34 protein-coding genes and 1 pseudogene are annotated in these 25,525 nt (G+C 61.3%); 5 read left to right on the top strand and 30 right to left on the bottom strand.

The window, feature by feature from the left end; genetic code table 11:
• A complete protein-coding gene (locus tag AT959_RS07175; protein WP_066882097.1) occupies positions 1–702 on the bottom strand; it encodes a fumarylacetoacetate hydrolase family protein in 702 nt (233 codons plus the stop codon).
• A gap of 120 nt (positions 703–822) precedes the next feature.
• Here AT959_RS07175 and AT959_RS07170 point away from each other — a divergent pair, with 120 nt between their 5' ends.
• Positions 823–2,574 (top strand): type IV pilus assembly protein FimV, encoded by a 1,752-nt coding sequence (locus tag AT959_RS07170; RefSeq protein WP_066882095.1) that lies wholly within the window; start codon positions 823–825, stop codon positions 2,572–2,574.
• Here AT959_RS07170 and AT959_RS07165 read toward each other — a convergent pair.
• Entirely contained in the window at positions 2,571–3,317 is a 747-nt protein-coding gene (locus AT959_RS07165) for a Nif3-like dinuclear metal center hexameric protein (protein WP_066882093.1), read from the bottom strand. The two genes, AT959_RS07170 and AT959_RS07165, sit on opposite strands and share 4 nt — an antisense overlap.
• Before the next feature lie 14 nt (positions 3,318–3,331).
• Here AT959_RS07165 and AT959_RS07160 point away from each other — a divergent pair, with 14 nt between their 5' ends.
• Both AT959_RS07160 and AT959_RS07155 read left to right on the top strand, forming a co-directional pair.
• Positions 3,332–4,486 carry a Do family serine endopeptidase gene (locus tag AT959_RS07160; RefSeq protein ID WP_066882091.1) on the top strand — a complete coding sequence of 385 codons (1,155 nt, stop codon included), beginning with the start codon at positions 3,332–3,334 and terminating at the stop codon, positions 4,484–4,486.
• A 61-nt stretch (positions 4,487–4,547) separates the two neighbouring features.
• On the top strand, positions 4,548–5,354 hold the full coding sequence (locus AT959_RS07155; protein WP_066882089.1) for a class II glutamine amidotransferase: 807 nt from the start codon (positions 4,548–4,550) through the stop codon (positions 5,352–5,354).
• On the opposite strand, the gene tatC is transcribed toward AT959_RS07155, so the two are convergent.
• From tatC to hisB, 10 genes are read right to left on the bottom strand one after another with little or no spacing between them, the layout of a single operon-like run.
• Positions 5,355–6,167 (bottom strand): twin-arginine translocase subunit TatC, encoded by an 813-nt coding sequence (tatC, locus tag AT959_RS07150; RefSeq protein ID WP_066882087.1) that lies wholly within the window; start codon positions 6,165–6,167, stop codon positions 5,355–5,357. It lies immediately after the preceding gene.
• Positions 6,164–6,532, bottom strand: coding sequence for a Sec-independent protein translocase protein TatB (gene tatB / locus AT959_RS07145; RefSeq protein WP_066882085.1), 369 nt, complete (start codon positions 6,530–6,532; stop codon positions 6,164–6,166). Before tatB ends, tatC begins: the two co-directional genes overlap by 4 nt.
• 42 nt (positions 6,533–6,574) lie before the next feature.
• A complete protein-coding gene (gene tatA, locus AT959_RS07140; protein ID WP_066882083.1) occupies positions 6,575–6,811 on the bottom strand; it encodes a Sec-independent protein translocase subunit TatA in 237 nt (78 codons plus the stop codon).
• Positions 6,812–6,820: 9 nt separating this feature from the next.
• On the bottom strand, positions 6,821–7,171 hold the full coding sequence (locus tag AT959_RS07135; protein ID WP_066882080.1) for a histidine triad nucleotide-binding protein: 351 nt from the start codon (positions 7,169–7,171) through the stop codon (positions 6,821–6,823).
• On the bottom strand, positions 7,168–7,494 hold the full coding sequence (locus tag AT959_RS07130) for a phosphoribosyl-ATP diphosphatase (RefSeq protein ID WP_066882078.1): 327 nt from the start codon (positions 7,492–7,494) through the stop codon (positions 7,168–7,170). Before AT959_RS07130 ends, AT959_RS07135 begins: the two co-directional genes overlap by 4 nt.
• Positions 7,491–7,889 (bottom strand): phosphoribosyl-AMP cyclohydrolase, encoded by a 399-nt coding sequence (gene hisI, locus AT959_RS07125; RefSeq protein ID WP_066882076.1) that lies wholly within the window; start codon positions 7,887–7,889, stop codon positions 7,491–7,493. Before hisI ends, AT959_RS07130 begins: the two co-directional genes overlap by 4 nt.
• Positions 7,886–8,644: an imidazole glycerol phosphate synthase subunit HisF gene (gene hisF / locus AT959_RS07120; RefSeq protein WP_066882074.1), complete on the bottom strand. Its 759-nt coding sequence runs from the start codon at positions 8,642–8,644 to the stop codon at positions 7,886–7,888. Before hisF ends, hisI begins: the two co-directional genes overlap by 4 nt.
• Positions 8,644–9,396 carry a 1-(5-phosphoribosyl)-5-[(5-phosphoribosylamino)methylideneamino]imidazole-4-carboxamide isomerase gene (gene hisA, locus AT959_RS07115; RefSeq protein WP_066882072.1) on the bottom strand — a complete coding sequence of 251 codons (753 nt, stop codon included), beginning with the start codon at positions 9,394–9,396 and terminating at the stop codon, positions 8,644–8,646. Before hisA ends, hisF begins: the two co-directional genes overlap by 1 nt.
• A gap of 39 nt (positions 9,397–9,435) precedes the next feature.
• On the bottom strand, positions 9,436–10,083 hold the full coding sequence (gene hisH / locus AT959_RS07110; protein ID WP_083518269.1) for an imidazole glycerol phosphate synthase subunit HisH: 648 nt from the start codon (positions 10,081–10,083) through the stop codon (positions 9,436–9,438).
• A complete protein-coding gene (gene hisB, locus AT959_RS07105; protein WP_066882070.1) occupies positions 10,080–10,667 on the bottom strand; it encodes an imidazoleglycerol-phosphate dehydratase HisB in 588 nt (195 codons plus the stop codon). The genes hisH and hisB overlap by 4 nt, the downstream gene beginning before the upstream one ends.
• Before the next feature lie 81 nt (positions 10,668–10,748).
• Here hisB and hisC point away from each other — a divergent pair, with 81 nt between their 5' ends.
• A complete protein-coding gene (hisC, locus tag AT959_RS07100; RefSeq protein ID WP_066882068.1) occupies positions 10,749–11,819 on the top strand; it encodes a histidinol-phosphate transaminase in 1,071 nt (356 codons plus the stop codon).
• A gap of 11 nt (positions 11,820–11,830) precedes the next feature.
• Positions 11,831–12,190, top strand: coding sequence for a CZB domain-containing protein (locus tag AT959_RS07095; RefSeq protein ID WP_066882066.1), 360 nt, complete (start codon positions 11,831–11,833; stop codon positions 12,188–12,190).
• Positions 12,191–12,193: 3 nt separating this feature from the next.
• Here AT959_RS07095 and AT959_RS07090 read toward each other — a convergent pair whose 3' ends face one another.
• The 18 genes and pseudogenes from AT959_RS07090 to AT959_RS07005 all read right to left on the bottom strand — a co-directional run bounded on the left by AT959_RS07090 (position 12,194) and on the right by AT959_RS07005 (position 25,443).
• Positions 12,194–12,715 (bottom strand): chromate transporter, encoded by a 522-nt coding sequence (locus AT959_RS07090; RefSeq protein ID WP_066882064.1) that lies wholly within the window; start codon positions 12,713–12,715, stop codon positions 12,194–12,196.
• Positions 12,712–13,275 carry a chromate transporter gene (locus AT959_RS07085; protein WP_066882062.1) on the bottom strand — a complete coding sequence of 188 codons (564 nt, stop codon included), beginning with the start codon at positions 13,273–13,275 and terminating at the stop codon, positions 12,712–12,714. The genes AT959_RS07090 and AT959_RS07085 overlap by 4 nt, the downstream gene beginning before the upstream one ends.
• A 25-nt stretch (positions 13,276–13,300) precedes the next feature.
• On the bottom strand, positions 13,301–14,602 hold the full coding sequence (gene hisD, locus AT959_RS07080; RefSeq protein WP_066882060.1) for a histidinol dehydrogenase: 1,302 nt from the start codon (positions 14,600–14,602) through the stop codon (positions 13,301–13,303).
• Between the two features lie 4 nt (positions 14,603–14,606).
• Complete coding sequence (gene hisG / locus AT959_RS07075) at positions 14,607–15,251, bottom strand: ATP phosphoribosyltransferase (protein ID WP_066882058.1); 645 nt, start codon at positions 15,249–15,251, stop codon at positions 14,607–14,609.
• Between the two features lie 44 nt (positions 15,252–15,295).
• Positions 15,296–16,579, bottom strand: coding sequence for a TRAP transporter large permease (locus AT959_RS07070; RefSeq protein ID WP_066882056.1), 1,284 nt, complete (start codon positions 16,577–16,579; stop codon positions 15,296–15,298).
• A complete protein-coding gene (locus AT959_RS07065; RefSeq protein WP_066882054.1) occupies positions 16,576–17,061 on the bottom strand; it encodes a TRAP transporter small permease in 486 nt (161 codons plus the stop codon). The genes AT959_RS07070 and AT959_RS07065 overlap by 4 nt, the downstream gene beginning before the upstream one ends.
• Before the next feature lie 7 nt (positions 17,062–17,068).
• The gene (locus tag AT959_RS07060) at positions 17,069–18,088 is read right to left on the bottom strand and encodes a DctP family TRAP transporter solute-binding subunit (protein WP_066882052.1); all 1,020 of its coding nucleotides are present in this window, start codon (positions 18,086–18,088) and stop codon (positions 17,069–17,071) included.
• Positions 18,089–18,222: 134 nt separating this feature from the next.
• Positions 18,223–18,429: a cold-shock protein gene (locus tag AT959_RS07055; protein ID WP_066882050.1), complete on the bottom strand. Its 207-nt coding sequence runs from the start codon at positions 18,427–18,429 to the stop codon at positions 18,223–18,225.
• 327 nt (positions 18,430–18,756) lie between these two features.
• A complete protein-coding gene (gene murA / locus AT959_RS07050; protein ID WP_066882049.1) occupies positions 18,757–20,010 on the bottom strand; it encodes a UDP-N-acetylglucosamine 1-carboxyvinyltransferase in 1,254 nt (417 codons plus the stop codon).
• Entirely contained in the window at positions 20,003–20,248 is a 246-nt protein-coding gene (locus AT959_RS07045; RefSeq protein WP_205629851.1) for a BolA family protein, read from the bottom strand. The genes murA and AT959_RS07045 overlap by 8 nt, the downstream gene beginning before the upstream one ends.
• A gap of 2 nt (positions 20,249–20,250) precedes the next feature.
• Positions 20,251–21,003, bottom strand: a complete 753-nt coding sequence (locus AT959_RS07040) for an ABC transporter permease (protein WP_066882047.1) — start codon at positions 21,001–21,003, stop codon at positions 20,251–20,253.
• A 53-nt stretch (positions 21,004–21,056) separates the two neighbouring features.
• Positions 21,057–21,719: pseudogene (locus AT959_RS07035) on the bottom strand (ABC transporter ATP-binding protein); the annotation flags it as partial.
• 16 nt (positions 21,720–21,735) lie between these two features.
• Positions 21,736–22,017 carry an STAS domain-containing protein gene (locus tag AT959_RS07030; protein ID WP_083518266.1) on the bottom strand — a complete coding sequence of 94 codons (282 nt, stop codon included), beginning with the start codon at positions 22,015–22,017 and terminating at the stop codon, positions 21,736–21,738.
• A complete protein-coding gene (locus AT959_RS07025; RefSeq protein WP_066882045.1) occupies positions 22,014–22,640 on the bottom strand; it encodes an MlaC/ttg2D family ABC transporter substrate-binding protein in 627 nt (208 codons plus the stop codon). Before AT959_RS07025 ends, AT959_RS07030 begins: the two co-directional genes overlap by 4 nt.
• Before the next feature lie 14 nt (positions 22,641–22,654).
• On the bottom strand, positions 22,655–23,380 hold the full coding sequence (locus AT959_RS07020; protein ID WP_066882043.1) for an MlaA family lipoprotein: 726 nt from the start codon (positions 23,378–23,380) through the stop codon (positions 22,655–22,657).
• Positions 23,377–23,847 carry an outer membrane lipid asymmetry maintenance protein MlaD gene (gene mlaD / locus AT959_RS07015; RefSeq protein ID WP_066882041.1) on the bottom strand — a complete coding sequence of 157 codons (471 nt, stop codon included), beginning with the start codon at positions 23,845–23,847 and terminating at the stop codon, positions 23,377–23,379. Before mlaD ends, AT959_RS07020 begins: the two co-directional genes overlap by 4 nt.
• Positions 23,844–24,638 (bottom strand): lipid asymmetry maintenance ABC transporter permease subunit MlaE, encoded by a 795-nt coding sequence (mlaE, locus tag AT959_RS07010; protein WP_066882039.1) that lies wholly within the window; start codon positions 24,636–24,638, stop codon positions 23,844–23,846. The genes mlaD and mlaE overlap by 4 nt, the downstream gene beginning before the upstream one ends.
• Entirely contained in the window at positions 24,631–25,443 is an 813-nt protein-coding gene (locus tag AT959_RS07005) for an ABC transporter ATP-binding protein (RefSeq protein WP_066882037.1), read from the bottom strand. Before AT959_RS07005 ends, mlaE begins: the two co-directional genes overlap by 8 nt.
• Positions 25,444–25,525: the final 82 nt, after the last annotated feature.

Genomic DNA, 25,525 nt, shown 5'->3' with positions numbered 1-25,525 from the left:
TCAGACGATGCGCAGGCGGAGGCTGCCGACGCCGTCGACGCCGGCCGCCAGCACATCCCCCGGCACGATCGGCCCGACCCCGGCCGGCGTGCCGGTGTAGATCAGGTCGCCAGCCTCCAGCCGGACCAGCGTCGACAGGTTGGCGATGATATCCGCCACCTTCCACATCATCGCCGACAGATCGCCGTCCTGGCGGATTTCGCCATTCACGCTCAGCCAGATCCGGCCATGCTCCGGATGGCCGCAAACGGCCACCGGCTGAATGACGCTGGCTACCGCCGACTGATCGAAGCCCTTGCCCATATCCCAGGGCTGCCCTTTTTCCTTGGCCCTGCCCTGGATATCGCGCCGGGTCAGGTCCAGGCCGACCGCGTAGCCGAAAATCAGGCTTTTGGCCGCGTCGACCGCAAGATTCGCCCCGCCCGCCTGGAGGGCGACCACCATCTCGACTTCGTGATGCAGATTTTTCGTCAGCGGCGGATAAGCCACGCTCAACTCACCCTCACCGCTGACCACGGCATCACCCGGCTTCATGAAGAAAAACGGCGGCTCCCGCCCATCGGCCTGATCGATCGCCCCCATCTCGCGCGCGTGGTCCGCATAGTTGCGGCCGACGCAAAAAACACGACGCACGGGAAAACGACTCTCGGTACCGGCCACCGGCAATGCGGCGTTTTGCGGCGGAGGAAATATGAAGCTCATGGGGCACTTTCCAGCAGGATTGATCGAAGGCAAAAGTGTGCAATATTTCCACGTCCGACGGATAAGCCGATGCTAAAGTAAATTCAACATAAATTGCTAAATTGAAAAAGTCGAGGGCGTATGAACTCCAACTTGATACGCTTCAGTGCGCTGGGAGCTACGATCTTTTCCGGCTACGCCAGCGCCATCGGATTTGGCGAAATCACCCTGCACTCGCGGATTGGCGAAGCGATCCGCGCCGAAGTGCCGGTCCTTGCCGCCAGCGGTGAAGCGCTCGATACCGCCTGCTTCACGCTCGCCACACTCGGCGGCACCGACCTGCCGGTCATCACCGGGGCGCGCGTTCGCCTGATCCGCAACCAGAACGGTTATCGCCTGCTGATTACCGGTCACAAGCCGGTCACCGAACCCATCTTCATGCTCGGCCTGCGCGCCAATTGCGGCGTCGACCTGCAACGCGACTACGTGCTGATGCCGGAAGCGCCGCCCTCCCTGGCCGATCTGCCGGCGCCCCCATCCAACCAGCCCCCCCCCGCTCAGCCGGCCGGAACACGCACCAGGCGCGCCAGCGAAGGCGAGACACTGGAAAGCATCGCAGCAGCACTGGCTGGCGACGACGCCGGCCAGCAACAACGAACCCTGGCCACCCTGCGCCGCGCCAACCCCGGCCTGGACACGAAAGAAGCGCTGGCCGAAGGCACCAGCATCCGCCTGCCCCCCCCCAAACGACGCCCGCCACCGCCCGCAGCCGATATCGACGAGGCGGAGCAGCGCCAAACACGCACTTACGCCAGGGCCGAACGCCCCGCTCCAGCCCCCAAAAAAGAAGCCCCCGCTGCACCCTCCCGCCGCAGCCCGGAAACAGCAGGCGACCGCCTGGTCCTCGGCGCCCCGCCCGCCGACCTCAAACCGGGTGACAAAGCCGCCCCGCAGCGCGCCAGCCTGAGCGACATGGAAGAGCGGATGCTCAAGCTGGAAACCACGCTGCACAGCCTCAACCAGGAAGTCGACAAGCTGAACCAAGCACTGACCTTGACGACCGAGGCGCTGGTCGTCCAAAACCGGCTGCAGCTTGCCCTGAGCGCCCAGCAACCAACCGTGGTCGCCGCCGTTGCGCCCCCCCCGGCGCCAGCCAGCCCCGCAACAGGCAACTGGCTTGAACTGCTGCTCAGCGCCCTGGCTGGCGGCAGCGTAGCGGTCGGCCTGGCCGGCTGGCTGAGCCGGCGCCGCGCCCCCAGGCGCGACAGCGAGATGCCACTGGCGATATCCGGCTACCGTCCCGAAGTACAGGTCAAGCCGGAAATACGGACGGCAATCGCTGCCGAGACGCCCCACACCCCGATGCCGGCGGTCGACATCCCGCTCGATGACATTTCCATCCGGCCGTATGAAACGGCCGAAACGGTCATCGATCTCGACGAATCGGACTCGGCACTCGAACTGGCTGAGATCATGTTGTCCTTCGGCCGCATCCGCAGTGCCGCCGAAACGCTGGCCCTGCACGTCGAGGAAGCCTCGCCGGACAACATCCAGCCGTGGAGCATGCTGCTCGATCTTTACCGGCGTGGCGACATGCGCAACGAATTCGAAATGCTGCTCCCCAAAATCCGCGAAAAATTCAATGTCCACGTCGCCGCCTGGGACGACTCAAGCACGCCGGTTTCCGGCCTCAAGGCACTGGAGGACTACGCCCATATCACCCGGCGCATCGTCAATAGCTGGGGCGAGCAGGACTGCATGGACTACCTTTACGAGCTTGCCCATGACAACCGGGCCGGCCAGCGCAGCGGCTTCCCGCTCGAAGTAGTCGAGGAAATCGCCTTGCTGATGCGTGTACTGGAAAGCGGCTACAGCCTGCAACGGCCGGCCTAAACCGGATTGTCGATATCGACGAACTCGCACGCCAGGCCGCATTGCTCGGCCAGGTGCCGGGCCAGCGCCTGCACGCCATAGCGCTCGCTGGCATGATGCCCACAGGCGAGATAGGCGACGCCGCTCTCCCGGGCGAGATGCACCGTTTGCTCGGAAATCTCGCCGGAAACATAGGCATCGACGCCCAAGGCGATGGCCTGCTCGAAATAGCCCTGAGCGCCACCGGAACACCAACCGATGCGTTTGACGGGACGACTCGGCTCACCGATCAGCAGCGGCGCCCTGCCCAGCGCCAGCTCGATTTTCCCGGCCAGCTCCGCCGCACTGCACGGCACTGCCTGCCGCCCCAGCCAGGCGATGTTCTGCTCGCCGAAATTCCCCTCTGCCAACCAGCCCAGCCGACTGGCCAGCTGGGCGTTGTTGCCGAGCTCGGGATGCGCATCGAGCGGCAAATGGTAGGCCAGCAAGTTGATATCATGGGTCAGCAAGGTGCCCAGCCGCTGCCGGCGGATCCCGGTGATGCGGCCATCCTCGCCTTTCCAGAAATAGCCGTGGTGCACCAGAATGGCATCGGCGCCGCGTTCGACGGCCGCATCGAGCAGCGCCTGGCTCGCCGTAACGCCGGCCACCAGGCGACGAACCTCGGCCCGTCCTTCCACTTGCAGGCCATTTGGGCAATAATCCCGAAACTTTCCGGGCTCCAGCAGCCGGTCCAGATACTCCACCAGTTCTTCACGGTTCATTGATACGGTCTTTCATGCAGAGGTTGTGGCTGATTTTTGCACAAACGGTAACCGTTGCGGTTGCGATTCTGTTCGTGCTGACGACGCTGAAACCGGAATGGCTGCCAGCCCGCCCGGCCGTCGTCGCCCTCAACGCAGTACCGGCCAATCCCGATGACGACAAGGCCAGCCCGGCTGGCTCCTACCGCGATGCCGCACGGGCCGCCCTGCCCTCGGTCGTCCATATCTACACGACACAGGAAATCAAGGCGCAGCGCCACCCGCTGTTCGACGATCCGATTTTCCGCCACTTTTTCGGCGACCGCCCGGAAGGCCAGACGCAACGTAACTCCGGCCTCGGCTCCGGCGTCATCGTCAGCCCGAACGGCTACATCCTGACCAATTTCCACGTCATCGAGGCAGCGGACGACATCCAGGTCTCGCTCAATGATGGCCACACCTACAAAGCCAAGATCATCGGTAGCGACCCGGAATCGGATCTCGCCATCCTGCAGATCAAGGCTGAAAAACTGCCGGCCGTCACCTTCGGCCAGGCGGAAAGCCTGCGCGTCGGCGATGTCGTGCTCGCCATCGGCAACCCCTTCGGCGTCGGCCAGACGGTGACCATGGGCATCGTCTCGGCCCTCGGCCGCTCGCATCTCGGCATCAACACCTTCGAAAACTTCATCCAGACCGATGCCGCGATCAACCCCGGCAACTCCGGCGGCGCGCTGGTCGACATCAACGGCAACCTGGTCGGCATCAACACCGCCATCTATTCGCGGACCGGCGGCTCGCACGGCATCGGCTTCGCAATCCCGGTTTCCAGCGCCCGCAGCATCATGGAACAGATCATCCAGAACGGCGCCGTGACGCGCGGCTGGATCGGCGTTGAAGCCCAGGAAATCACTGCCGAACTCGCTGAGTCCTTCGGCCTGCCCGACACCGACGGCGCCCTGATCGCCGGCGTCGTCCGCGGCAGCCCGGCCGATCTGGCCGGCATTCGCCCCGGCGACGTACTGCTCGCCGTCAGTGGCAAGGCCGTCAAGGACCCGCAGGTCATGCTCGACCTGATCGCCGCCTTGAAGCCGGATGCCAACGCCGGTTTCCGCCTGCGCCGCGACAAAACCATCGTCGAACTGCAGGTCAAGATCGGCAAGCGGCCAACGATGCGCGCCGAAAAGGAATAAGCCATGCCCCCGCCGGTCGCCATGACGGCCCCGGCATTCTGCGGGCCAAGGAGTACGTAAAATGTGCCAACTTCTGGGCATGAACTGCAATGTGCCGACCGACATTTGCTTTTCCTTCACCGGTTTCCAGGCCCGTGGCGGGGCAACCGATGTCCATTCTGATGGCTGGGGCATCGCCTTTTTCGAAGGCAAGGGCACCCGGATCTTTCTTGATCCACAGCCCTCCTGCTCGTCACCGGTGGCCGAACTGGTCCGTGCCTACCCGATCCGCTCGAAGAACGTCATCGCCCATATTCGCAAGGCGACCCAGGGCGCAATCGGCCTGGAGAACACGCACCCGTTCATGCGCGAGTTATGGGGTCGTTACTGGATCTTCGCCCATAACGGCAACCTGCTCAACTTCGCCCCGGAACTCGACGGCAGCTTTGTCCCGGTCGGGCTGACCGACAGCGAGCGGGCCTTCTGCTGGCTGCTGCAGCAACTGCGCCAGCGCTTTGGCAGCAACAGCCCGGCCCGCAGCGAACTGTTCGCCGCGCTGCATGCGCTGACGCTGGAAATCGCATCCTACGGTGAGTTCAATTTCCTGCTTTCCAACGGTGATTGCCTGTTCGCTCACGCCTCGACCCAGCTGACCTACATCGTGCGTCAGGCGCCCTTTACCCAGGCCCACCTGAACGATCAGGACGTCACCGTCGACTTCAGTTCGCTGACCAGTCCCGACGACCGGGTGGCGGTGATCGCCACGCAGCCGCTGACCGACAACGAAGCCTGGTTGTCGATGGCGCGCGGCACGCTGTGGTGGTTCGAGGAAGGGGAAGTGGTGCAATCGCTCGCGACCCGCCCCGGGCCCGAGCGCAAAGCCGGCTGATTACTTGCCGGAGAGCTTGCGGAACTCGTCTTCCGCCTGATCCATCGCCGCGTCCATTTTTGCCTCGGCAGCAGCGTCGACCGCTGGGGTTGGCTTCGAAATGAAGCGTGAAGCCAGAATGCCCAACTCGTAGAGCAGACACATCGGAATGGCCAGTGCCAGTTGCGAAACCACATCCGGCGGCGTCACCACTGCAGCCACGACGAAGGCGCCCACAATGAAGTAGGACCGCCACTCGACTAGTTTTTCAACCGTCACTACGCCGAGCTTGACCAGTACCACCAGCGCCACCGGCACCTCGAAGGCGATACCGAAGGCCAGGAACATGGTCATCACGAAGGACAGGTAAGCTTCGATATCCGGCGCCGGCGTAATGCTCTTAGGCGCAAAGCTGTTTATGAAGTGAAAGACCTGGCCGAACACGAAGAAGTAGCAGAAGGACATGCCCAGCACGAACAGCAGGGTGCTGGAAATGATCAGCGGAATGCCAAGGCGCTTCTCGTGGGCATAGAGTCCCGGCGCAATGAAGGCCCAGGCCTGAAAAAGAATGAAGGGCAAGGCGATGATGAAAGCGACCATCGCCGTCACCTTCAGCGGAACCATGAAGGGCGTAATGACGCCAATCGCCACCATCTTGGTGCCTTCCGGCAGTGCGCTGGTCAGCGGCGCGGCCAGGATGTCGTAAATTACCCCCGGTCCGGGATAGAGACAGAGCCCCCCGAGCACGATGGCCACGGCGATCAGGCTACGCAGCAAACGGTCGCGCAACTCGACCAGGTGCGAAATGAAAGAGTCTTCCTGAGTATCGCTCATGCAGCCGGCTTGTTCAATGTTTCAGTCAACGCGGGCGCACTCTCGGCAACTTGTTTGGTGGCGGCTTCCAGACCAGCGACCGCCTCCTGGGCCGGGGTCTCGACCACGCTGCGGGCCGTTTCGTATTCTTTACGCACGGAATCCTCAAGCGCACGTGCCGAATCGGTCACCTGCGTTTGCAATTTCTTCAACTCGTCGAGCTGAATTTCGCGATTGATGTCGGATTTGACGTCGTTAACGTAACGCTGCGCCCGGCCGAGCAAATGCCCGAGCGTACGCGCGACCTTCGGCAGTCGCTCCGGCCCGATGACGAGCAGGGCGACGACGCCGATAACCATGAGTTCGGAAAAGCCGATATCAAACATGTTTTAAAGCTTTGGCAACGAACGGGCGAGGCCCGCTCGCCATCAAGACTTGGTCTTTTCCTTGACTTCGACGTCGATGGTTTGGCCACCCACCTGCTGGGTGGGCTGGGTGGGCTGAGCGTCGGCCGGCTTGTCGGCATTCGCTTCCTTCATGCCGTCCTTGAAGCCCTTGACGGCGCCGCCCAGATCCTGACCGACATTGCGCAATTTCTTGGTACCGAAAACCAGCATGACGATGACCAGTACGATCAGCCAGTGCCAAATGGAAAAACTGCCCATGATTGTCTCCTAGATGCGTTTGAGCATGGGGCCGACCGGGTCCGGTCCGCCCACGATATGCGCGTGCAGATGCTCGACTTCCTGCTGCCCCACACGGCCTGTGTTGATGATGACGCGAAAGCCGTCCGGGCTGCCTTGAGCCACCGCAATTTCATTGGCCTTGGCCAGGATTTTGCCAAGCACGACCGTATCGTCGGCGCCAGCCGTCGCCAGCGACGTGATGTGCTTTTTCGGAATGACCAGCACATGGACCGGGCGGACCGGGTTGATATCGTTGAAGGCGAGAATATCCTCGTCCTCGAAGACTTTCGTGGCCGGGATCTTGCCTTCGACGATCTTGCAGAAAATGCAGTCGCTCACTTGCTACCCCGCGCCGCCTTTTCGTCGATGCCGGAAATGCCTTCGCGGCGGCGCATTTCCTGCGAAACGTCCTCGATGCTCAAGCCGTAGAAGGCAAGCAGAACCAGCACGTGATAGATCACGTCCGTCGATTCCCAGACGATGTTCAGCTTTTTGCCATCCTTGGCGGCCATGATCAACTCGGCGCACTCCTCGCCGATCTTCTTCAGGATCGAATCCGGACCCTCGGAGAACAGCTTGGCGGTGTAAGACTTTTCCGGATCGGCATTACGACGGGAAGCCAGCGTGTCGGAGAGACGGTGCAGGATGTCATGCGTGCTCATTTATAGATTTCCTTCGGGTCTTTCAAAACCGGATCAGCGGGCAGCCAGCGCTCCCCCTGTAATTCATTGAAAAAACAGCTTTCACGTCCCGTATGACAGGCAATGCCGCCCACCTGTTCAATCGCCAGCAGCAATACGTCGCCGTCGCAATCGGTGCGGATGGCCTTCACTTTCTGGAAATGGCCCGACTCCTCACCCTTGCGCCACAAGCGCTTTCGCGAACGCGACCAGTATACCGCGTGGCCGGAAGTGACCGTTTCCTGCAAGGACTCGCGATTCATCCAGGCGAACATCACGACCCGCCCGCTTTCATCCTGGGCGATGGCAGGGATCATGCCGTCGGCGTCCCATTTCAACGCCGCCAGCCAGTCCAGGGAGTTGTCGAGATCGCTCACAAGCGGACTTCGATACCACGCGCCGCCATGTATTCCTTGGCCTGGCGCACGGTGTACTCACCGAAATGGAAAATCGACGCAGCCAGCACCGCATCGGCGCGACCTTCGGTGACGCCGTCGGCCAGATGCTGCAGATTGCCGACCCCGCCGGAAGCGATCACCGGAATTTTCACCGCGTCGGAGACGGCGCGGGTCAGCGCCAGATCGAAGCCATTCTTGGTGCCATCGCGGTCCATGCTGGTCAGCAGGATTTCACCGGCACCGAGCATTTCGACCTTTTTTGCCCAGTCGACCGCAGCCAAGCCGGTATCGTTGCGGCCGCCGTGCGTAAACACGTGCCACTGGCCCGGCGCGACCTGCTTGGCATCGATGGCGACGACGATGCACTGCGAACCGACCTTGCTCGATGCATCGAAAACCAGATCCGGGTTCTGCACCGCCGCCGTGTTCATCGACACCTTGTCGGCCCCGGCGTTGAGCAGGCGCCGCACGTCTTCGACCTTGCGCACGCCACCGCCCACCGTCAGCGGAATGAAAACCTGCTCGGCGCAGGCTTCGACGATATGCAGGATGATGTCGCGCTGATCGCTGGACGCCGTGATGTCGAGGAAAGTTACCTCGTCGGCGCCCTGCTCGTCGTAGCGGCGGGCGATCTCGATCGGGTCGCCGGCATCGCGCAGGTCAACGAAGTTGGTGCCCTTGACGACACGGCCAGCCGTGACGTCAAGACAAGGGATGATGCGTTTGGCGAGCATCAGACGCCCGCTTTGACCATGAGTTCGTCGGCCATCTTCTGTGCCGCAGCGAAATCCAGCGAGCCGTCATAGACGGCACGGCCGGCGATGGTGCCGACGACGCCTTCGCCTTCAACGGCACACAGGGCCTTGATGTCGTCGAAATTGGAGAGGCCGCCGGAAGCGATGACCGGAATGGTCAGCGCCTGGGCGAGGCGGACCGTCGCATCGATATTGAGGCCGGAAAGCATGCCGTCGCGGCCGATGTCGGTGTAGATGATCGACTCGACGCCGTAATCCTCGTATTTCTTGGCCAGATCGACCACGTCGTGGCCAGTCAGTTTGGACCAGCCATCGGTCGCCACCTTGCCGTCCTTGGCATCGAGGCCGACGATGATGTGGCCGGGGAAGGCGACGCAGGCATCGTGCAGGAAGCCGGGATTCTTGACCGCGGCGGTGCCGATGATGACGTAGGACAGACCGCCGTCGAGGCAGGCCTCGATGGTGTCGAGATCACGGATGCCGCCACCGAGCTGAACCGGGATGTCGTCACCGACGACATCGAGGATGGCACGGATTGCCGCCGCATTTTTCGGCTTGCCGGCAAAGGCGCCGTTCAGGTCGACCAGATGCAGGCGACGGGCGCCTTGCGCGACCCAATGGCGAGCCATGTCGGCCGGGCTATCGGAGAAAACGGTGGCCTGTTCCATCAGGCCCTGCTTCAGACGAACGCACTGGCCGTCCTTCAAATCAATGGCGGGAATAATCAGCATGTGGGGGTATCAGAAAAGTAGAAACTCGACGGATGCGTATCAGGGACGCCACTCAACAAAATTCTTCAGGAGTTGCAGACCATCGCGAGCGCTTTTCTCGGGGTGGAATTGAACCGCGAAGATATTATCCCGGCCCACTGCACAGGTAAAGGGGATGCCGTAGTCGCAGATGCCGGTGGTCAGCGCCGGATCGGCCGGCTGCACGCAGTAGCTATGCACGAAATAGAAGCGGGCGCCGTCTGCAATGCCGGCCCACATGGCATGCGGTTTCTGCTGCACCTCGTTCCAGCCCATGTGCGGCACTTTCAGGCGCAGGCCGTCGGCCCCCAGCATTTTCTCTTCGGGGAAGCGCTTGACCTCGCCCGGAAAAATGCCCAAGCCGGGCACGTTGCCTTCGTCGCTATGCGCGAACAGCATTTGCTGGCCGATACAAATCCCCAAAAACGGCTTGTCCTTGGCCGCCTGCAGCACGGCGGCACGCAGGCCGCGCGCCTCCAGTTCGCGCATGCAGTCGGGCATCGCGCCCTGCCCAGGGAAGACGACGCGCTCGGCCGCCGCGACGACGGCCGGATCGGCGGTGACGATGACCTGCTTGTCGCCAGCCACATGCTCCAGCGCCTTCGACACCGAACGCAGGTTCCCCATGCCGTAGTCGATGACGGCAATCGTCTTGCCTGCCGCCGTCACAGCGAGCCCTTCGTCGAGGGCATGACGCCGGCCATGCGCGCATCGGGCGTCACCGCCATGCGCAGCGCGCGGCCGAAGGCCTTGAAGATGGTTTCCGCCTGGTGGTGGGCATTCTTGCCGCGCAGGTTGTCGATATGCAGCGTCATGCCGGCGTGGTTGACCAAGCCGTGGAAGAACTCGCTGAACAGATCGACATCGAAGCTGCCAATCGCGGCGCGCGTGAAATCGACATGCATTTCCAGGCCCGGGCGACCGGAGAGGTCGATGACGACACGCGACAGCGCCTCGTCGAGCGGCACGTAGCTGTGGCCGTAGCGGGTCAGGCCCTTCTTGTCGCCCCAGGCCTTGGCCAGCGCCTGGCCGAAGGTGATGCCGATGTCCTCGACCGTATGATGGGCATCGATGTGCAGATCGCCGTTGGCCTCGATATCGAGATCGATCAGGCCGTGCCGGGCAATCTGGTCGAGCATGTGATCGAGAAAGGGAACGCCGGTGGCGAACTTGCCCTGACCGGTACCATCGAGATCGAGACGCACGGTAATCTGCGTCTCCAGCGTGTTGCGAGTAATTTCGGCTTGCCGCATGGATAAAGGCTGCAAAAGGCGTTTGAACGGAGGGCCATGATACCATTTCGGCCTACTTTTAAGCTTTCCGTGAAAACCCCCATGAGTCGCTTCTGGAGCCAGGTCGTCCGCGACCTAACCCCCTACGTGCCGGGCGAGCAACCCAAGCTCGCAAACCTGATCAAGCTCAACACCAACGAGAACCCATTTCCGCCCTCACCCAAGGTGCTGGCGGCGATTCAGGGCGAGTTGGGCGACGACGCGGCGCGCCTGCGCCTTTACCCCGATCCAAATGCCGACCTGCTGAAGAGTGCCATCGCCAAGACACATGGCGTCACGGCCCAGCAGATTTTCGTCGGCAACGGCTCCGACGAGGTGCTGGCCCATGTTTTCATGGCCCTGCTCAAGCACGATCAGCCGATCCTCTTCCCGGACATCACCTACAGTTTTTATCCTGTTTATTGCGGGCTGTATGGCGTCGCCCACGAAAGCGTGCCGCTGGCCGAGGATTTTTCGATCAATCCGGCCGATTACCGCGGTCGACCGAACGGCGGCATCATTTTCCCCAACCCGAATGCGCCGACTGGCCGACTGCTGGCGCTCGATGCCATCGAGCAGATCCTCCAGGGCAATCCGGATTCGGTGGTCGTCGTCGATGAGGCCTATGTCGATTTCGGCGGCGACAGCGCCATTTCGCTGGTCGATCGTTACGACAACCTGCTGGTCATCCACACCCTGTCCAAGTCCCGCTCGCTGGCCGGGTTGCGCGTCGGCTTCGCGGTCGGCCACCCGGCGCTGATCGAGGCGCTGGAACGGGTCAAGAACAGCTTCAACTCCTACCCGCTGGATCGCCTGGCCATTGTCGGCGCCGTCGCCGCGATGGAAGACGCCGCCTATTTCGAGCAATGCTGCCAGGCGGTTATTGCCACCCGCGACACGTTGACCGGCGGACTGCAGGCCCTCGGCTTCGAAGTCCTGCCTTCGGCCGCCAACTTCATCTTCGCCCGCCACCTGCAGCGCGATGCGGCGCAACTGGCGCTGGCGCTGCGCGAAAAGAGTATTATCGTCCGCCACTTCAAGCTGCCGCGCATTGAGCAATTCCTGCGCATCACGGTTGGCACGGACGCCGAATGCCAGGCACTGACCGCCGCCCTGACCAGCATCCTGAACTAGGGGAAGACGCGATGCAGAAAATCAACTTTGACGAAGCCATCCGCCTGCACAACACCTGGCGCCGGCAATTCATGACGGCCTTCGCGGCCGGCAGTTACGCCGACATGCCGCTCTCCGACCATCGCGGCTGCACCCTCGGCCAAGCCCTGGCCGCAGCGACCGGCGCCGGCGCCGAGCAGCCCGAGTTCCAGCGTTTGATCGCCGTGCATAAGCGCTTCCACGCCATCGCCAACGAAATCCTTGAACTCAGCGTGAACGGCATGGCCGATTCAGCCGACCTGATGCTGCCCGAACTGGCCGACCAGTCGCACCGCCTCGCCAACCTGCTCGACGAACTGCGCTCCGACCAGAGCGCCAGCGGCCAGGCCTGACGGTTAGACCCAGCCCAGCAGGCCGATCAGCGCGCCGGCGCCGATCAGCCACAGCGGGTGCAGTTTGCTGCGCAAATTGACCGCAACGCTGACGGCTACCAGCCCCCAGGCCGCCCGGCCAAAGCCGGCGGCCTGCGCAATCAACGTCGCTCCGGAAAAGACGAGGCCGACCGCCAGCGGTGCGACGCCCAGGCTGATCGCCTTTTGCCAGCGCCGGCCGGCAAAACCCTCCCAGCGGTCGATCAGCAAGTAGATCAGCACGCTCATCGGCAGACACATAGCCAGCGTCGCGGCCAATGCGCCGAGCAGCCCGGCGATTTCCCAGCCGATCAGCGTCACGACCAGCACATTCGGCCCCGGCGCCGCCTGGGCTATGGCATAGAGATGGGTAAAGGTGGCGTCGTCGAGCCAGTGGTGGTTATCGACCACGACCCGGTGCATTTCCGGCAGCAGCGCGGTGGCGCCGCCGAAAGCGACGAAAGAAAGCAGCGCGAATTCGAGAAAGAGTTCGACGACCAGACTCATCGCCGCCCCAGCTTCCAGTAGGCCAGCCCGCCAGCCAGCAGCAGGCCGCCGAGCATCACGGCCGGCATCGGCCAGCGCAGGCCGGCAATGGCCACGACGGTCAACGCTGTAAACGGCAGGAAAAGCGGTTTGTCCTTGATCGCCACGCCCATCCGCCAGGCCATCGCGAAGAGCAGGCCGCAACCGACGGCGGCGATGCCGCGCAGCATGGACTGGGCGAGCGGCAGGCTGCCGTAGCGGTCGTAGAGCATGGCGAGCAGCAAGACGATGGCAAACGGTCCGGCCAGCAGGCCAAGCGGCGCCACGATGGCGCCAGCCACGCCCTGATAGCGCTTGCCGACGACGACGGCCAGGTTGATCACGTTCGGCCCCGGCAGGAACTGGCAGAGTCCGAGCTGGGCATTGAACTCCTCAGCCGTCAGCCAGGCCTTTTGCTCGACCAGCATGCGGCGGGCGAAGGGCAGCACACCACCGAAGCCGGACAGGCCGACGCCGGAAAAGCCCAAAAAAAGCGCCCGGAGATCCGGGCGGCTTTGGTTTTCGCTGATTGCTGCGGTCAACGCCGTTTTCCGGCCAATTTCCGACTCAATTTTCCAGCCGGAACTCGGCCGACTTGGCATGCGCCGGCAAACCTTCGCCATGCGCCAGCGTCGAAGCAATCTTGCCCAGCGTCTGGGCGCCAGCTTTCGAGACCTTGATCAGGCTGGTCCGCTTCTGGAAATCGTAAACGCCGAGCGGCGACGAGAAGCGCGCACTGCCTGACGTCGGCAGCACGTGGTTCGGGCCGGCGCAGTAGTCGCCGAGCGATTCCGAGGTGTAGTGACCGATGAAGATGGCTCCGGCGTGGTGAATCTTGGCCACCCACGGGTCCGGGTCGGCCAGCGCCAGTTCGAGGTGTTCCGGCGCGACGCGGTTGGCGATGGCGACCGCCTCTTCCATGTCACGAACCAGGATGAAGGCACCGCGATTGCGCAGCGAGGTTTCGATCACCTCGCGGCGCGGCATGGTCGGCAGCAGCTTTTCGATGCTGGCCTGAACACGCTCGATATAAGCGGCATCGGTACAAATCAGAATCGACTGCGCCAGTTCGTCGTGCTCGGCCTGCGAGAAGAGGTCCATCGCCACCCAGTCAGGGTCGCCAGAACCGTCGGTCACGACGAGGATTTCGGAAGGACCGGCCACCATGTCGATACCGACGATGCCGAAAACCCGGCGCTTGGCGCAGGCGACATAGGCATTGCCGGGGCCGACGATCTTGTCGACCTGCGGCACGGTTTGCGTGCCGTAAGCCAGCGCCCCCACCGCCTGCGCGCCGCCGATGGTGAACACGCGATCAACGCCGGCCAAACAGGCCGCTGCCAGGACCAGCGCGTTGTGCTCGCCGCCCGGGGTCGGGACGACCATGATCAGTTCCTTGACGCCGGCGACCTTGGCAGGAATCGCGTTCATCAGCACCGACGACGGATAGGCGGCCTTGCCACCCGGCACGTAGAGGCCGACGCGATCGAGCGGAGTAATCATCTGGCCGAGCATGGTGCCGTCGGCTTCGGTGTAGGACCAACCTTCCAGCCGCTGCTTCTCGTGATAGACGCGAACGCGCTGGGCGGCCGCTTCCAGCGCCTGCCGCTGCGCCACAGGCAGGCCGTCGAGGGCCCGCTGCATCTCGGCTTTCGACAGTTCGAGATCGGCCATGCTGCCGGCCGTCAGCCGGTCGAACTGGTTGCTGTATTCGACGACCGCCGCATCGCCGCGCGCCTTGACGTCGGCCAGGATGCCGATCACGGTTCGCTCGATGCCTTCGTCCTGCGCCGCCTCGAAAGCGAGCAGCGCATCCATTTTTGCCGTGAAATCGGCGTCTACCGTAGCAAGGCGCTTGATGTCGACCATGGGCTTACTTCTCCACCGCCTGGGCAAAGGCGTCGATAATCGGTTGCAGGGTTTCGCGCTTGACCTTGAGCGAGGCCTGATTGACGACCAGCCGCGAGGAAATCAGCATGATGTCCTCGACCGCGACCAGCTTGTTGGCCTTCAGCGTGCCGCCGGTCGATACCAGATCGACGATGGCGTCGGCCAGGCCAGCCAGCGGTGCCAGCTCCATCGAACCGTACAGTTTGATCAAGTCGACATGGACGCCCTTGCTGGCGAAATGTTCCCGGGCCGTCTTGATGTACTTGGAAGCCACCTTCAGGCGGGCGCCTTGGCGCACCGCGTTCTGGTAATCGAAACCTTCCGGCACGGCGACCATCATCCGGCACTTGGCGATCTTCAGGTCGAGCGGCGAATAGAGGCCTTCGCCGCCATGCTCGATCATCACGTCGCGGCCGGCAACGCCGAGATCGGCCGCACCGTACTGGACGTAGGTCGGGACATCGGTAGCGCGGACGATGACAACGCGGACTTCGGGACGATTGGTCTCGATGATCAGCTTGCGCGAGGTTTCCGGGTTTTCGGTCGGGACGATCCCCGCCGCCGCGAGCAGCGGCAGGGTTTCGTCAAAAATGCGGCCCTTGGACAGGGCAATGGTGATGGTCGTCACGGGGGCTCTTGCTAAAAGGGCGAAACCGCCATTTTAGCAGAGCCCTACAGATAGCCGAGGTGACGCGGCAACCAAAGCGCCAAATCCGAGACAAAGGTGACCAGCATCATCGTCCCCGCCATCGCCGCCACCATCCACAACACCCAGGGCACCGTCGATTCCATCGAGACCCCGGCCATCCGGCAGGTCACCATCAGATTGACGCCGAGCGGCGGATGGAACTGGCCGAGCGCCATGTTCATCGTGATGATGACGCCGAACCAGACCAGATCCCAGTTGAAGTGGATGGCGATCGGGATGAGCAGCGGCAGGAAGATGAAGTAGATCGAGATGGCGTCGAGGAACATGCCGGCGATCAGCAGCAGCAACTGGATGCTGAGCAGCATCGGGATTTCCGACAGCCCGGTGCCGAGCAGGGTTGCCGCCAGATGATCGAAGGTGCCCAGCGTATTGCTGCCCCAGGCGAAGACACTGGCCAGCGCGACGACAGTCAGGATCACCGAAGAGATCTCGGCCGACTCGACCAGCACCTGATAGACCTCTTTCCAGGTCAGGGTCCGGTAGATCACCATGCCAACCAGCAACCCGTAGAAGACGGCAACCACGGCCGCCTCGGTCGGCGTAAAAAAGCCGCTGCGCATGCCGCCGAGGATAATGACCGGCGCCAGCAACCCCCAACCCGCCTCTTTCAGACTCTGCCAGAACGGCGGGCGCGGTTCGGCCGGTTCGGCCTCGAAGTTGTTCCTGACCGACAACCACCAGGCGACCAGGATCAGCGTCAAGCCGGACAGGATGCCCGGAATCATGCCGGCCGCGAACAATGCCGGCACCGAGGCTTGCGGCACGAGCAGGCTATAGATGACGAAGGCGATCGACGGCGGAATCAGGATGTCCGTCGAACCGGCCGCCGCGATAACGCCCGCCGTGAAGGAACGCGGATAGCCGGCCTTCAGCATCGAGGGCAGCATCACCGCCCCGACCGCCGCCGAATCGGCCGGCCCCGAGCCTGAGATGCCGCCAAGGATCATCGCCACCAGAATAGCGACAATGGCCAGGCTGCCGCGCCGCTGGCCGACCAGGGCCGAGGCGAAGCGGACGATGGTCGCCGCAACGCCGGCCCGCTCGAAGATCAGGCCAGCAATGACGAAAACCGGAATCGCCATCAGCGGGTACTTGGCGATCCCCGTATAGACATTGGTCGGTAACGACATCATGCCAAGATCGGCGGCGCCGACCACGGCGATGCCGGCCAGCCCCATCGCCACCGCCAGCGGCACCCCGCTCAGCATCAGGAAGATGAAGACGCCAAAGAGTAGCCAATCCATCATTTCACCCCCCGCCACAACACAACCAGCAAACGCAGCACGATGACGATGGAGAGCACCGGCAACCAGACGGTGTACCACCACTGCGGCACGCCCAGGGACGGCGAAGTGACCTCGAAGCTGTAGTCATCCCAGGCCATCGAAACGCCGTACCAGGCGAGCAGCGCGAACATCACCAGCGAACACAGCACGGCAAAGCGACGAGCCAGCCCGAGCAAGGCCGGCCGGCGGTCGACGAAGAAAGTGATGGCAATATGGTGATTGCTGGCAAAGGCGTGCGAAGCGCCGATCAAGGTCATGACGACCATCAGCGCCACCGAAATCTCCTCGGTAAAGGCGAAGGAAATATCGGTGAAGTAGCGCACCAGGACGTTGGCCATCGTCAACAGGCAGAGCAAGCCCATCGATGCGGCCATCAGAAAACGCTCGACCGCGGCCAGCGTCAGCTTGCCGCCGGTGGCGACGGCATTGTTATTTTCAGACATCGACAACTCAGCGCTTGGCGATGGCCGTTTCAGCCTTCTTCACCAGATCCGCACCAATGGTCTTGCTCCACTTGTCGTAAACCGGGCGGGTCGCCTGAACAAAAGCAGCGCGCTGCTCGGCCGTCGGATTGGTCACCGTCACGCCGGCGGCCTCGATCTGCTTGAGCACGGCATTGTCGTTACCGGCAATGCCCTTGCGCGCCTTCTCGACATTCTCACGCCCAGCCTGCAGCGCAGCCTGCCTCACCGCCTCGCGGTCAGCCGGCGTCCAGCTCGCCCATACCTGCTTGTTGACCACGAAGATCAGCGGATCGGCGACGTAGTGCCAGAGAGTCAGGTATTTCTGGCCGACGGTGGACAGCTTGGCGGCCACGAACACGGAAAGCGGGTTTTCCTGACCGTCGACCGCGCCGGACGCCAGCGCCGGCTGCGCATCAGCCCAGCTCATCTGGGTCGGATTGGCGCCCAGTGCGGAGAAGGTTTCGTTATAGAGCGGCGAACCGACGACACGGAATTTCATGCCTTTCATGTCAGCCGGCGAAGTAATCGCCCGCTTGGAGTTCGACATTTCGCGGAAACCGTTCTCACCCCAGGCCAGCGGCACCACTTCGCGCTTTTCCAGCACGGCGAACAGTTCCTTGCCGACTTCGCCCTGGGTCAGCGCATCAATCGCCTTGTAATCGGGCATCAGGAAAGGCAGCGAGAACAGGTTCAACTCCTTGACCTGCGGCGACCAGTTGATGGTCGAACCGATCGACATATCGATCACCCCCTGGCGGATCGCGGTGAATTCACGCGTCTGATCGCCACCGACCAGCGAGTTGCCGGAATAAAGCTTGATATTGATCCGCCCCTGGGTCTTTTCCTTAACCAACTCGGCCCAGCGCTCGCCAGCCTGCCCCCATGGGAATGCCGTCCCCAAGGTCGTCGACAGACGATACTCGGCCCGGTAGCTCTGGGCCTGCACGGTACCGCTAATCAGCATACAGGTAGCCGCGGCAGCGACGATGAAAGTTCTGCGTTGCATTGTTGTCTCCTTGTTGTCGGGTGAAACAAGGATTATCAGCGCCCGGCATGCCATGTGCAACCGGAAAACAGCATCATGTAAACGTAAAAAAGCCCGGCGAACCGGGCTTTTATCAGCTTGCGCTATCGCGTGGTTTATTCAACCGGGCGAATGTTGGCAGCTTGCTTGCCCTTCGGGCCGGTGACGATATCGAAGGTCACCTTCTGGTTTTCGGCCAAGGTCTTGAAACCATTGCCTTGAATTGCGGAGAAGTGAGCGAACAGGTCTTCGCCGCCTTCAGACGGGGAGATGAAGCCGAAGCCTTTAGCGTCGTTGAACCACTTAACGGTACCATTTGCCATTTTTAGCATCCTTGGTAAAAAATATACAGGTGGACAATAAATTGTCCGGGAAATACGAGATCAAGACCGAGGAGCTGGCAAACCGAAAAGCTGGCAGCTAGAAGCTACTAGCAGGGTACGGCGTAGGCACAAAACACTGCCTGGAAATCCCGAAGTTCAGAGTATGGACCTCGATTCCGATTAATGCAAAGTATTTTTTGGAATTACCGCCATCCCGCACCAGAAGGCGATCGAATCAACGAATAAACAACATTTATCAATCAACAACGGGAGACCAAACACACAGCTCCAAGGCATGCCGCAGCAGCGACATGCCTGCAGTCAGACTTAGTGCACGCGCTTGACGCTAGCCCCGAGCTTGGCCAGCTTTTCCTCGATCCGTTCGTAGCCGCGGTCGAGATGGTAAATGCGGTCAATCAGCGTCTCCCCTTGGGCAACCAGGGCGGCAATGACCAGCGAAGCCGAAGCACGCAGATCGGTCGCCATCACCGTCGCCCCTTCCAGCCGGTCCACCCCGCGCACGATGGCATTGTTGCCCTCGATCTGGATATTGGCCCCAAGACGCATCAATTCGTTAACGTGCATGAAGCGGTTTTCAAAAATGGTTTCCCGGATGGTCGCCACGCCATCGGCCACACAGTTGATCGCCATGAACTGCGCCTGCATGTCGGTCGGGAAAGCGGGATACGGTGCAGTACGAAGACTGACTGCCTTCAGGCGCTGTGGCGCAACCAGACGGATTGCATCGCGTTCGACGGTAATTTCACAACCGGCATCCATCAACTTATCGACCACCGTATCGAGATAGGCGGCGGACGTCTTGACCAGACGAATATCGCCCCCAGTCGCCGCAGCAGCACACAAATAGGTCCCGGTCTCGATCCGGTCGGGCATGATTGAATGTGTCGCACCATGCAGTTTATCGACACCATGGATACGAATGACATCGGTCCCCGCTCCCGAAATCCGGGCGCCCATGCTGACCAGGCAGTTGGCCAGATCGACCACTTCCGGCTCGCGCGCAGCGTTTTCGATGATCGTCTCACCGTCGGCCAGACAAGCCGCCATCATCAGGTTTTCGGTACCGGTCACGGTCACCATGTCGGTACAGATGCGGGCGCCCTTCAGGCGCGCCGCCTTGGCATGAACATAACCCTGCTCGACCTTGACTTCGGCCCCCATCGCCTGCAAGCCTTTGATGTGCTGGTCGACCGGCCGGGCGCCAATCGCGCAGCCGCCGGGCAGCGACACCCGTGCCTCGCCACAGCGTGCCAGCAATGGCCCCAGCACGAGGATCGAGGCGCGCATGGTCTTGACCATCTCGTAAGAGGCGATCGGGTTGTTCAGCCCGCCGCCGTTCAAGACCAGGCCATCAACCCCGTCCATGGTCACGCCCACCCCCATTTCGGCCAACAGGCGGAGCATCGTCGAAATATCGTTGAGATGCGGCACATTGGTCAGATGCAATGGCTCAGTGGTCAGCAAGGAAGCGCAAAGGATAGGCAGCGCCGCATTTTTGGCACCGGAAATTGCCACTTCGCCGGAGAGGGCACTGCCGCCCTGAATCAATAATTTATCCACGCTGGGCGCTCCACTCTTCCGGGGTCAATGTTTTGAACGACAGGGCATGCAATTCACCGGAGTCAAATCTTGCCTTGAGGATTTTATTCACGTGCTGCTGACGCTGGACGCGGTTCTTGCCGACAAACTCCGCACTGACCACAAGGGCCTCGAAGTGCTGCCCGTCGCCATCCAGGGCGAGGTGTTCGCAGGTCATGCCGGCGAGTATGAGTTGCTTGATCTGGTCAGGGTGCATCATGTTTAAGCTCTTAGTTTCCAGCCCCGCTTGAGCAGACTCAGGGTCAGCGCAAAGACGACAGCGAAGCAGGCGACAACAACCGTCAGGCTGATCTCGGGTGCCACATCCGAGACACCGAAAAAGCCATAGCGGAAGCCATCAATCATGTAAAAAACGGGATTGTAATGCGACAGGCGTTGCCAAAATTCGGGCAGCGTGTAAATCGAATAGAAGACGCCAGAGAGCATAGTCAGCGGCATGATCAAAAAGTTCTGGAAAGCTGCCAACTGGTCGAATTTCTCTGACCAGATTCCGGCAATCATGCCCAGCGCCGCAAACAGTCCGCCACCGAACAATGCAAAGGCGAAAATCCAGAGCGGCGCAACAATTTTGAGCTCGGTAAACCAGACTGTCGCCAGCAACACACCAAGCCCCACCATCAAGCCGCGCGCCACTGCCGCCAAAACATAGGCGGCAAAAAAGGCGCTGTAGGGAATCGGCGGCAACAGCACGAAAATGATCGAGCCGGTAATCTTGGCCTGAATCAGGCTCGATGACGAATTGGCAAAGGCATTCTGCAAAACCTGCATCATCACCAGGCCAGGCACCAGAAAAGTCGTATAACGCACGCCGTGCACCTGCACGTGTTCGTCGAGCACGTGGCCGAAAATCAGCAGATAGAGCAGCGCCGTCAGCACCGGCGCACCGACAGTCTGGAAGGCCACCTTCCAGAAACGCAGCAATTCCTTATAGAAGAGCGTCCAGAAACCGATCATTGGTTCATCGTCCGCACAAAGACATCTTCCAGCGTACCGCCGGGATGGGCTGCCATCAGGTTGGCCGTGGTATCGAGTGCGATGATGCGTCCCTGCTTCATCAGAGCGATCCGGCCGCACAAGGCCTCGGCCTCCTCGAGATAATGCGTCGTCAAAATGATGGTATGACCTTCGCCATTCAGGCGGCGGACAAACTGCCACAAGCCCTGTCGCAATTCGACATCGACACCGGCCGTCGGCTCATCCAGCACGATCACCGGGGGCTTATGGACCAGCGCCTGGGCAACCAGCACCCGTCGCTTCATCCCGCCGGACAGGCGACGCATGTTGACCTCGGCCTTGCTGGTCAAGTCGAGGTTTTCGAGAATCTCGTCAATCCAGTCATCATTCTTGCGAATACCGAAATAGCCGGACTGAATGCGTAGCGTCTCCCGCACATTGAAGAAGGGATCAAAGACCAGTTCCTGCGGCACCACGCCGAGCAAACGGCGCGCCTCGCGAAAATCCGTGACGACATCATGCCCCAGGACTTTCAGGGAACCGGAATCCGGGCGCAGCAAGCCTGCCAGCGCGGAAATCAGCGTCGTCTTGCCGGCGCCATTCGGGCCGAGCAGCCCGAAAAACTCCCCTTGCTCGATCTCCAGGGAAACACCGGCCAGCGCTTTCAGCGAACCGAAATGCTTGACGACATCAATAATGGAAACGGCAGCGACCATCGCGATGAATACCACCTCAAGCGAGGGGCAGCAACTCCGAAACGCCGTACAACTCGGCCAGCGAACGCACGCCCGCCGGAATATGGGCAAACTTGACGGTCGACCGCGCGGCTTCGGCCGACCGCAACCAGCCGAGCATCACAGCAATGGCTGAGGAATCAGCCTCGCTGACTTCGGAAAAATCAAAGACCTGCTCGCCTGCCATTAAAGCAGAACGGCCTGCTTCAAGCAGGCCGCGCGCATTGGCCATGACAAGAGGCACCTTGACAACAAGGTGCCCGGCCACCTGTTCGATCATTTTTTTTCCGCCTTGGCGAGATTTGCTTCCAGCGACTTGTTCTTGGCGCTGATCGAGGCGATCAAACCATCGACCCCACCGTTACGCACTTCCTGGCCAAACTGGTCGCGATAATTGGTAACCAAACTGATACCGGCCACCACGACGTCGTAAACCTTCCAACCGCCATCCAGCTTTTCCAGACTGTAATCGAGCTGCACCGGCTTGCTCCCCGGTTGCAGCACTTCGGTCCGCACCAGCACATCGGTCTCACCAGCATTCATCTTGAATGGCTTATAGACGATTTTCTGGTTCTTGTAGCCAGTCAAGGCATTGGCATAGGTACGAACCAGCAAAGTCTTGAACTCATGCGTCAAGGCTTGCTGCTGTGGCGGCGTCGCCTTTTTCCAGTCCTTGCCCATGGCCAGCGCGGTCATGTGCGGAAAATTGAAGTGCGGCAACACCTTCTTGTCGACCAGGTCGATCACCTTCTGCGTGCTGCCGCCCTGGATATCCTTGTCCTTGCGGACAATCTCCAGCACCTCCTCGGTCACCTGCTGCACCAAGGCATCCGGCGCTTCCTGTGCGTGCACAGAAGCAATCAGCGAACCCGCAAAAACAACGGCAAAGAACTGTTTAATCATCATTTTCCCAACAATCAATCTTCAAGCCGCGGCGGGCGGCCATCAAAAATCTGGTTACGACGACGCTGCAAGTAAGCATCGCGAATATAGGCATACTTGTCGAGCGCCGCTTCCTCGACCACCTTGTCGGCCGGCAACAGGCTGGCGCGAATATCGACGAAACGCAGGGCAACCATACTGTTGCGCGTCGAAATCGGGCGCACGCGCCATACCGGATCGACATAGGAATCAATAGCCCAGCCAGCGGTATCGCGCGCGGTACGTGGGCCGATTACCGGCCAGAACAGGTAGCCGCCATCACCGACACCCCACACCGCCATGGTCTGGCCAAAATCCTCTTCATGCTTCTCCAGCCCCAATTCGCTGGCCACATCGAACAATCCGAAAATGCCCACTGTCGAATTGATCAACAAACGTCCGACATCGACTCCCGCATCAGCGAACTTACCCTGCAGTGCGCTATTGGCACCGATCCACAGATCGCCGACATTGCCAAAGAAGTTGCCAAACCCGGCCTTTACCGGCAGCGGAGCAACGTGGTCATAAACCTGGGCAACCGGCTTGGCGGCATATTTATCCACCACTTCGTTGACTGCGAACATGCTGCGATTGAAGCCCTCATAAGGGTCACGCGGATTGCCCTCGGCCAAAACACTGCCCGCACACGCCAGCAACACGCCTCCTCCAACCAGCCATTTGCTGCATGCCCGCATCACCCAAGCCCCTTGCTTCAACGTCATTTTTTATCCTGTCCGTCCGCTGCCTTGCTGAAAAGAAACTGGCTGATCATTTTCTCGAGAACGACGGCAGATTGCGTCTTGGCAATCGTGTCGCCGGCCTTCAACATTTTTTCGTCGCCCCCAACGTCAAGGCCGACATATTGCTCACCAAGCAAGCCCGCCGTGTAAATCGATGCGAAAGTATCTTTCGGGAACTGGTAACGACCGTCGACATTCAGGGTCACCACCGCCTCGTAGCTCACCGGGTCAAACTTGATCTCGGCAATCCGGCCGACCACGACACCAGCGCTCTTCACCGGACCGCGCACTTTTAACCCGCCGATGTTATCAAACTTGGCCTGCAGCACGTAAGTCTCAGACATGTGCGCAGACGAGAGGTTGCCCACCTTGAGTGCCAAAAACAACAAAGCTGCGATACCCAATGCGACAAAAAAGCCGACCCAGAGGTCGAGGACGGTACGGTTCATGAAGCTCCCCGGAACATGAAGGAAGTGAGAACGAAATCAAGTGCCAGTATGGTCAGCGCTGAAGTGACCACGGTGCGAGTAATCGCCCGCGACACGCCTTCGGCGGTCGGCACGGAATCGTAACCTTCGAAAACAGCAATCAGCGAAACCGCGATGCCAAAGACAAAACTCTTGATAACGCCATTCCAGACGTCGTAACGCCAGTCGACGCCGGCCTGCATCTGCGACCAGAAAGCACCATCATCGACACCGATGAAGACAACGCCGATCAGCCAGCCACCGAGCACTCCCATCGCCGAGAACATTGCGGCAAGCAGCGGCATCGCGACCACGCCGCCCCAGAAGCGCGGCGCCACGACCCGGGCAATCGGATTGACCGCCATCATGTCCATCGCCTTCAGTTGTTCGGTCGCCTTCATCAAACCGATTTCGGCCGTCACCGACGAACCGGCGCGCGAGGCAAAGAGCAGGGCAGCCACCACCGGCCCGAGTTCGCGGGTCAGCGACAGCGCCACCAGGACGCCGAGCGCCTCGGTCGAGCCATAGCGCTGCAGCGTCTCGAAGCCCTGCAAGCCCAAGACCAGGCCGACGAACAGGCCGGAAACGAGAATGATCAGCAGCGACAACACGCCACTGAAATAAATTTCGCGCAGGGTCAGCGGCAGGCGGCGGAAAGACGTGCCCGAATGCTGCAGGATGGCAACAAAGAAACGCGCGGCGAAACCCAGCCGCCAGATACGCTCAACCGTTGCATGCCCCAGTTTCCGAATCAACGCAGCCGGGTTAAACACGTGTCACTCCAGCCAACAACTCCTGCCGGACGGAGGGTGCGGGATAGTCGAAGTGCACCGGCCCTTCAACCTCGGCATAGACAAATTGATGCACAAAAGGATCTTTCGAGGCGCGTATTTCGTCGGGCGTCCCCTCCGCCACAACACGACCGCCGTTCAGGAAATAGATGTAATCGACGATCAGCAAGGACTCGTGGATATCGTGCGTGACCATGATCGAGGTTGCCCCGAGGGCGTCATTCAACTTGCGGATCAACTGGCCGATCACGCCCAGCGCGATCGGGTCGAGGCCGGTAAACGGCTCGTCGTACATGACCAGCATCGGGTCCAGCGCCACCGCCCGCGCCAGGGCGACGCGCCGGGCCATGCCGCCGGAAAGCTCGCCCGGCATTAGCTTGCGCGCCCCGCGCAAGCCGACCGCCTCAAGTTTCATCAAGACCAGGTCGCGGATCATTTCCTCCGACATGTCGGTATGTTCGCGCAACGGGAAAGCGACGTTGTCGAAAACCGACATATCGGTGAACAAGGCGCCGAACTGGAAGAGCATCCCCATCTTGCGACGCAGACGATACAACTCGGCCTCCGACATTTCACAGACCTGGTGCTTTTCCAGGCGCACCCGCCCGCCAGTCGGCCGCAACTGGCCACCGATACAGCGCAGCAATGTGGTCTTGCCACAACCGGAGCCGCCCATGATGGCGACCACCTTGCCGCGCGGGATCTTCATGTTGATTCCTTGCAGCACCGGCCGGCCGTCGTAATTGAATTGAAGGTCCTCGATATCGACCAGAATGTCGTCGGGCAAAGCGTTTCCTCGGGAAAAGTCGGCGGATTTTAACAGAATCGGCGCCCGTCGCCCGGAAGCGACGAGGCTATAATCGAGCAAA

It is taken from the genome of Dechloromonas denitrificans (assembly GCF_001551835.1).
Lineage (GTDB): Bacteria > Pseudomonadota > Gammaproteobacteria > Burkholderiales > Rhodocyclaceae > Azonexus > Azonexus denitrificans.
This window is presented reverse-complemented; position numbering and strand designations above follow the sequence as displayed.

What these genes read in the sequence shown, in the direction of transcription:
- AT959_RS07175 (WP_066882097.1), bottom strand. Translation starts at nt 702, where the DNA reads ATGAGCTTCATATTTCCTCCGCCGCAAAACGCCGCATTGCCGGTGGCC.
- AT959_RS07170 (WP_066882095.1), top strand. Translation starts at nt 823, where the DNA reads ATGAACTCCAACTTGATACGCTTCAGTGCGCTGGGAGCTACGATCTTT.
- AT959_RS07165 (WP_066882093.1), bottom strand. Translation starts at nt 3,317, where the DNA reads ATGAACCGTGAAGAACTGGTGGAGTATCTGGACCGGCTGCTGGAGCCC.
- AT959_RS07160 (WP_066882091.1), top strand. Translation starts at nt 3,332, where the DNA reads ATGCAGAGGTTGTGGCTGATTTTTGCACAAACGGTAACCGTTGCGGTT.
- AT959_RS07155 (WP_066882089.1), top strand. Translation starts at nt 4,548, where the DNA reads ATGTGCCAACTTCTGGGCATGAACTGCAATGTGCCGACCGACATTTGC.
- tatC (WP_066882087.1), bottom strand. Translation starts at nt 6,167, where the DNA reads ATGAGCGATACTCAGGAAGACTCTTTCATTTCGCACCTGGTCGAGTTG.
- tatB (WP_066882085.1), bottom strand. Translation starts at nt 6,532, where the DNA reads ATGTTTGATATCGGCTTTTCCGAACTCATGGTTATCGGCGTCGTCGCC.
- tatA (WP_066882083.1), bottom strand. Translation starts at nt 6,811, where the DNA reads ATGGGCAGTTTTTCCATTTGGCACTGGCTGATCGTACTGGTCATCGTC.
- AT959_RS07130 (WP_066882078.1), bottom strand. Translation starts at nt 7,494, where the DNA reads ATGAGCACGCATGACATCCTGCACCGTCTCTCCGACACGCTGGCTTCC.
- hisF (WP_066882074.1), bottom strand. Translation starts at nt 8,644, where the DNA reads ATGCTCGCCAAACGCATCATCCCTTGTCTTGACGTCACGGCTGGCCGT.
- hisA (WP_066882072.1), bottom strand. Translation starts at nt 9,396, where the DNA reads ATGCTGATTATTCCCGCCATTGATTTGAAGGACGGCCAGTGCGTTCGT.
- hisB (WP_066882070.1), bottom strand. Translation starts at nt 10,667, where the DNA reads ATGCGGCAAGCCGAAATTACTCGCAACACGCTGGAGACGCAGATTACC.
- hisC (WP_066882068.1), top strand. Translation starts at nt 10,749, where the DNA reads ATGAGTCGCTTCTGGAGCCAGGTCGTCCGCGACCTAACCCCCTACGTG.
- AT959_RS07095 (WP_066882066.1), top strand. Translation starts at nt 11,831, where the DNA reads ATGCAGAAAATCAACTTTGACGAAGCCATCCGCCTGCACAACACCTGG.
- AT959_RS07090 (WP_066882064.1), bottom strand. Translation starts at nt 12,715, where the DNA reads ATGAGTCTGGTCGTCGAACTCTTTCTCGAATTCGCGCTGCTTTCTTTC.
- hisD (WP_066882060.1), bottom strand. Translation starts at nt 14,602, where the DNA reads ATGGTCGACATCAAGCGCCTTGCTACGGTAGACGCCGATTTCACGGCA.
- AT959_RS07070 (WP_066882056.1), bottom strand. Translation starts at nt 16,579, where the DNA reads ATGATGGATTGGCTACTCTTTGGCGTCTTCATCTTCCTGATGCTGAGC.
- AT959_RS07065 (WP_066882054.1), bottom strand. Translation starts at nt 17,061, where the DNA reads ATGTCTGAAAATAACAATGCCGTCGCCACCGGCGGCAAGCTGACGCTG.
- AT959_RS07060 (WP_066882052.1), bottom strand. Translation starts at nt 18,088, where the DNA reads ATGCAACGCAGAACTTTCATCGTCGCTGCCGCGGCTACCTGTATGCTG.
- AT959_RS07055 (WP_066882050.1), bottom strand. Translation starts at nt 18,429, where the DNA reads ATGGCAAATGGTACCGTTAAGTGGTTCAACGACGCTAAAGGCTTCGGC.
- AT959_RS07045 (WP_205629851.1), bottom strand. Translation starts at nt 20,248, where the DNA reads ATGATGCACCCTGACCAGATCAAGCAACTCATACTCGCCGGCATGACC.
- AT959_RS07040 (WP_066882047.1), bottom strand. Translation starts at nt 21,003, where the DNA reads ATGATCGGTTTCTGGACGCTCTTCTATAAGGAATTGCTGCGTTTCTGG.
- AT959_RS07030 (WP_083518266.1), bottom strand. Translation starts at nt 22,017, where the DNA reads ATGATCGAACAGGTGGCCGGGCACCTTGTTGTCAAGGTGCCTCTTGTC.
- AT959_RS07025 (WP_066882045.1), bottom strand. Translation starts at nt 22,640, where the DNA reads ATGATTAAACAGTTCTTTGCCGTTGTTTTTGCGGGTTCGCTGATTGCT.
- AT959_RS07020 (WP_066882043.1), bottom strand. Translation starts at nt 23,380, where the DNA reads ATGACGTTGAAGCAAGGGGCTTGGGTGATGCGGGCATGCAGCAAATGG.
- mlaD (WP_066882041.1), bottom strand. Translation starts at nt 23,847, where the DNA reads ATGAACCGTACCGTCCTCGACCTCTGGGTCGGCTTTTTTGTCGCATTG.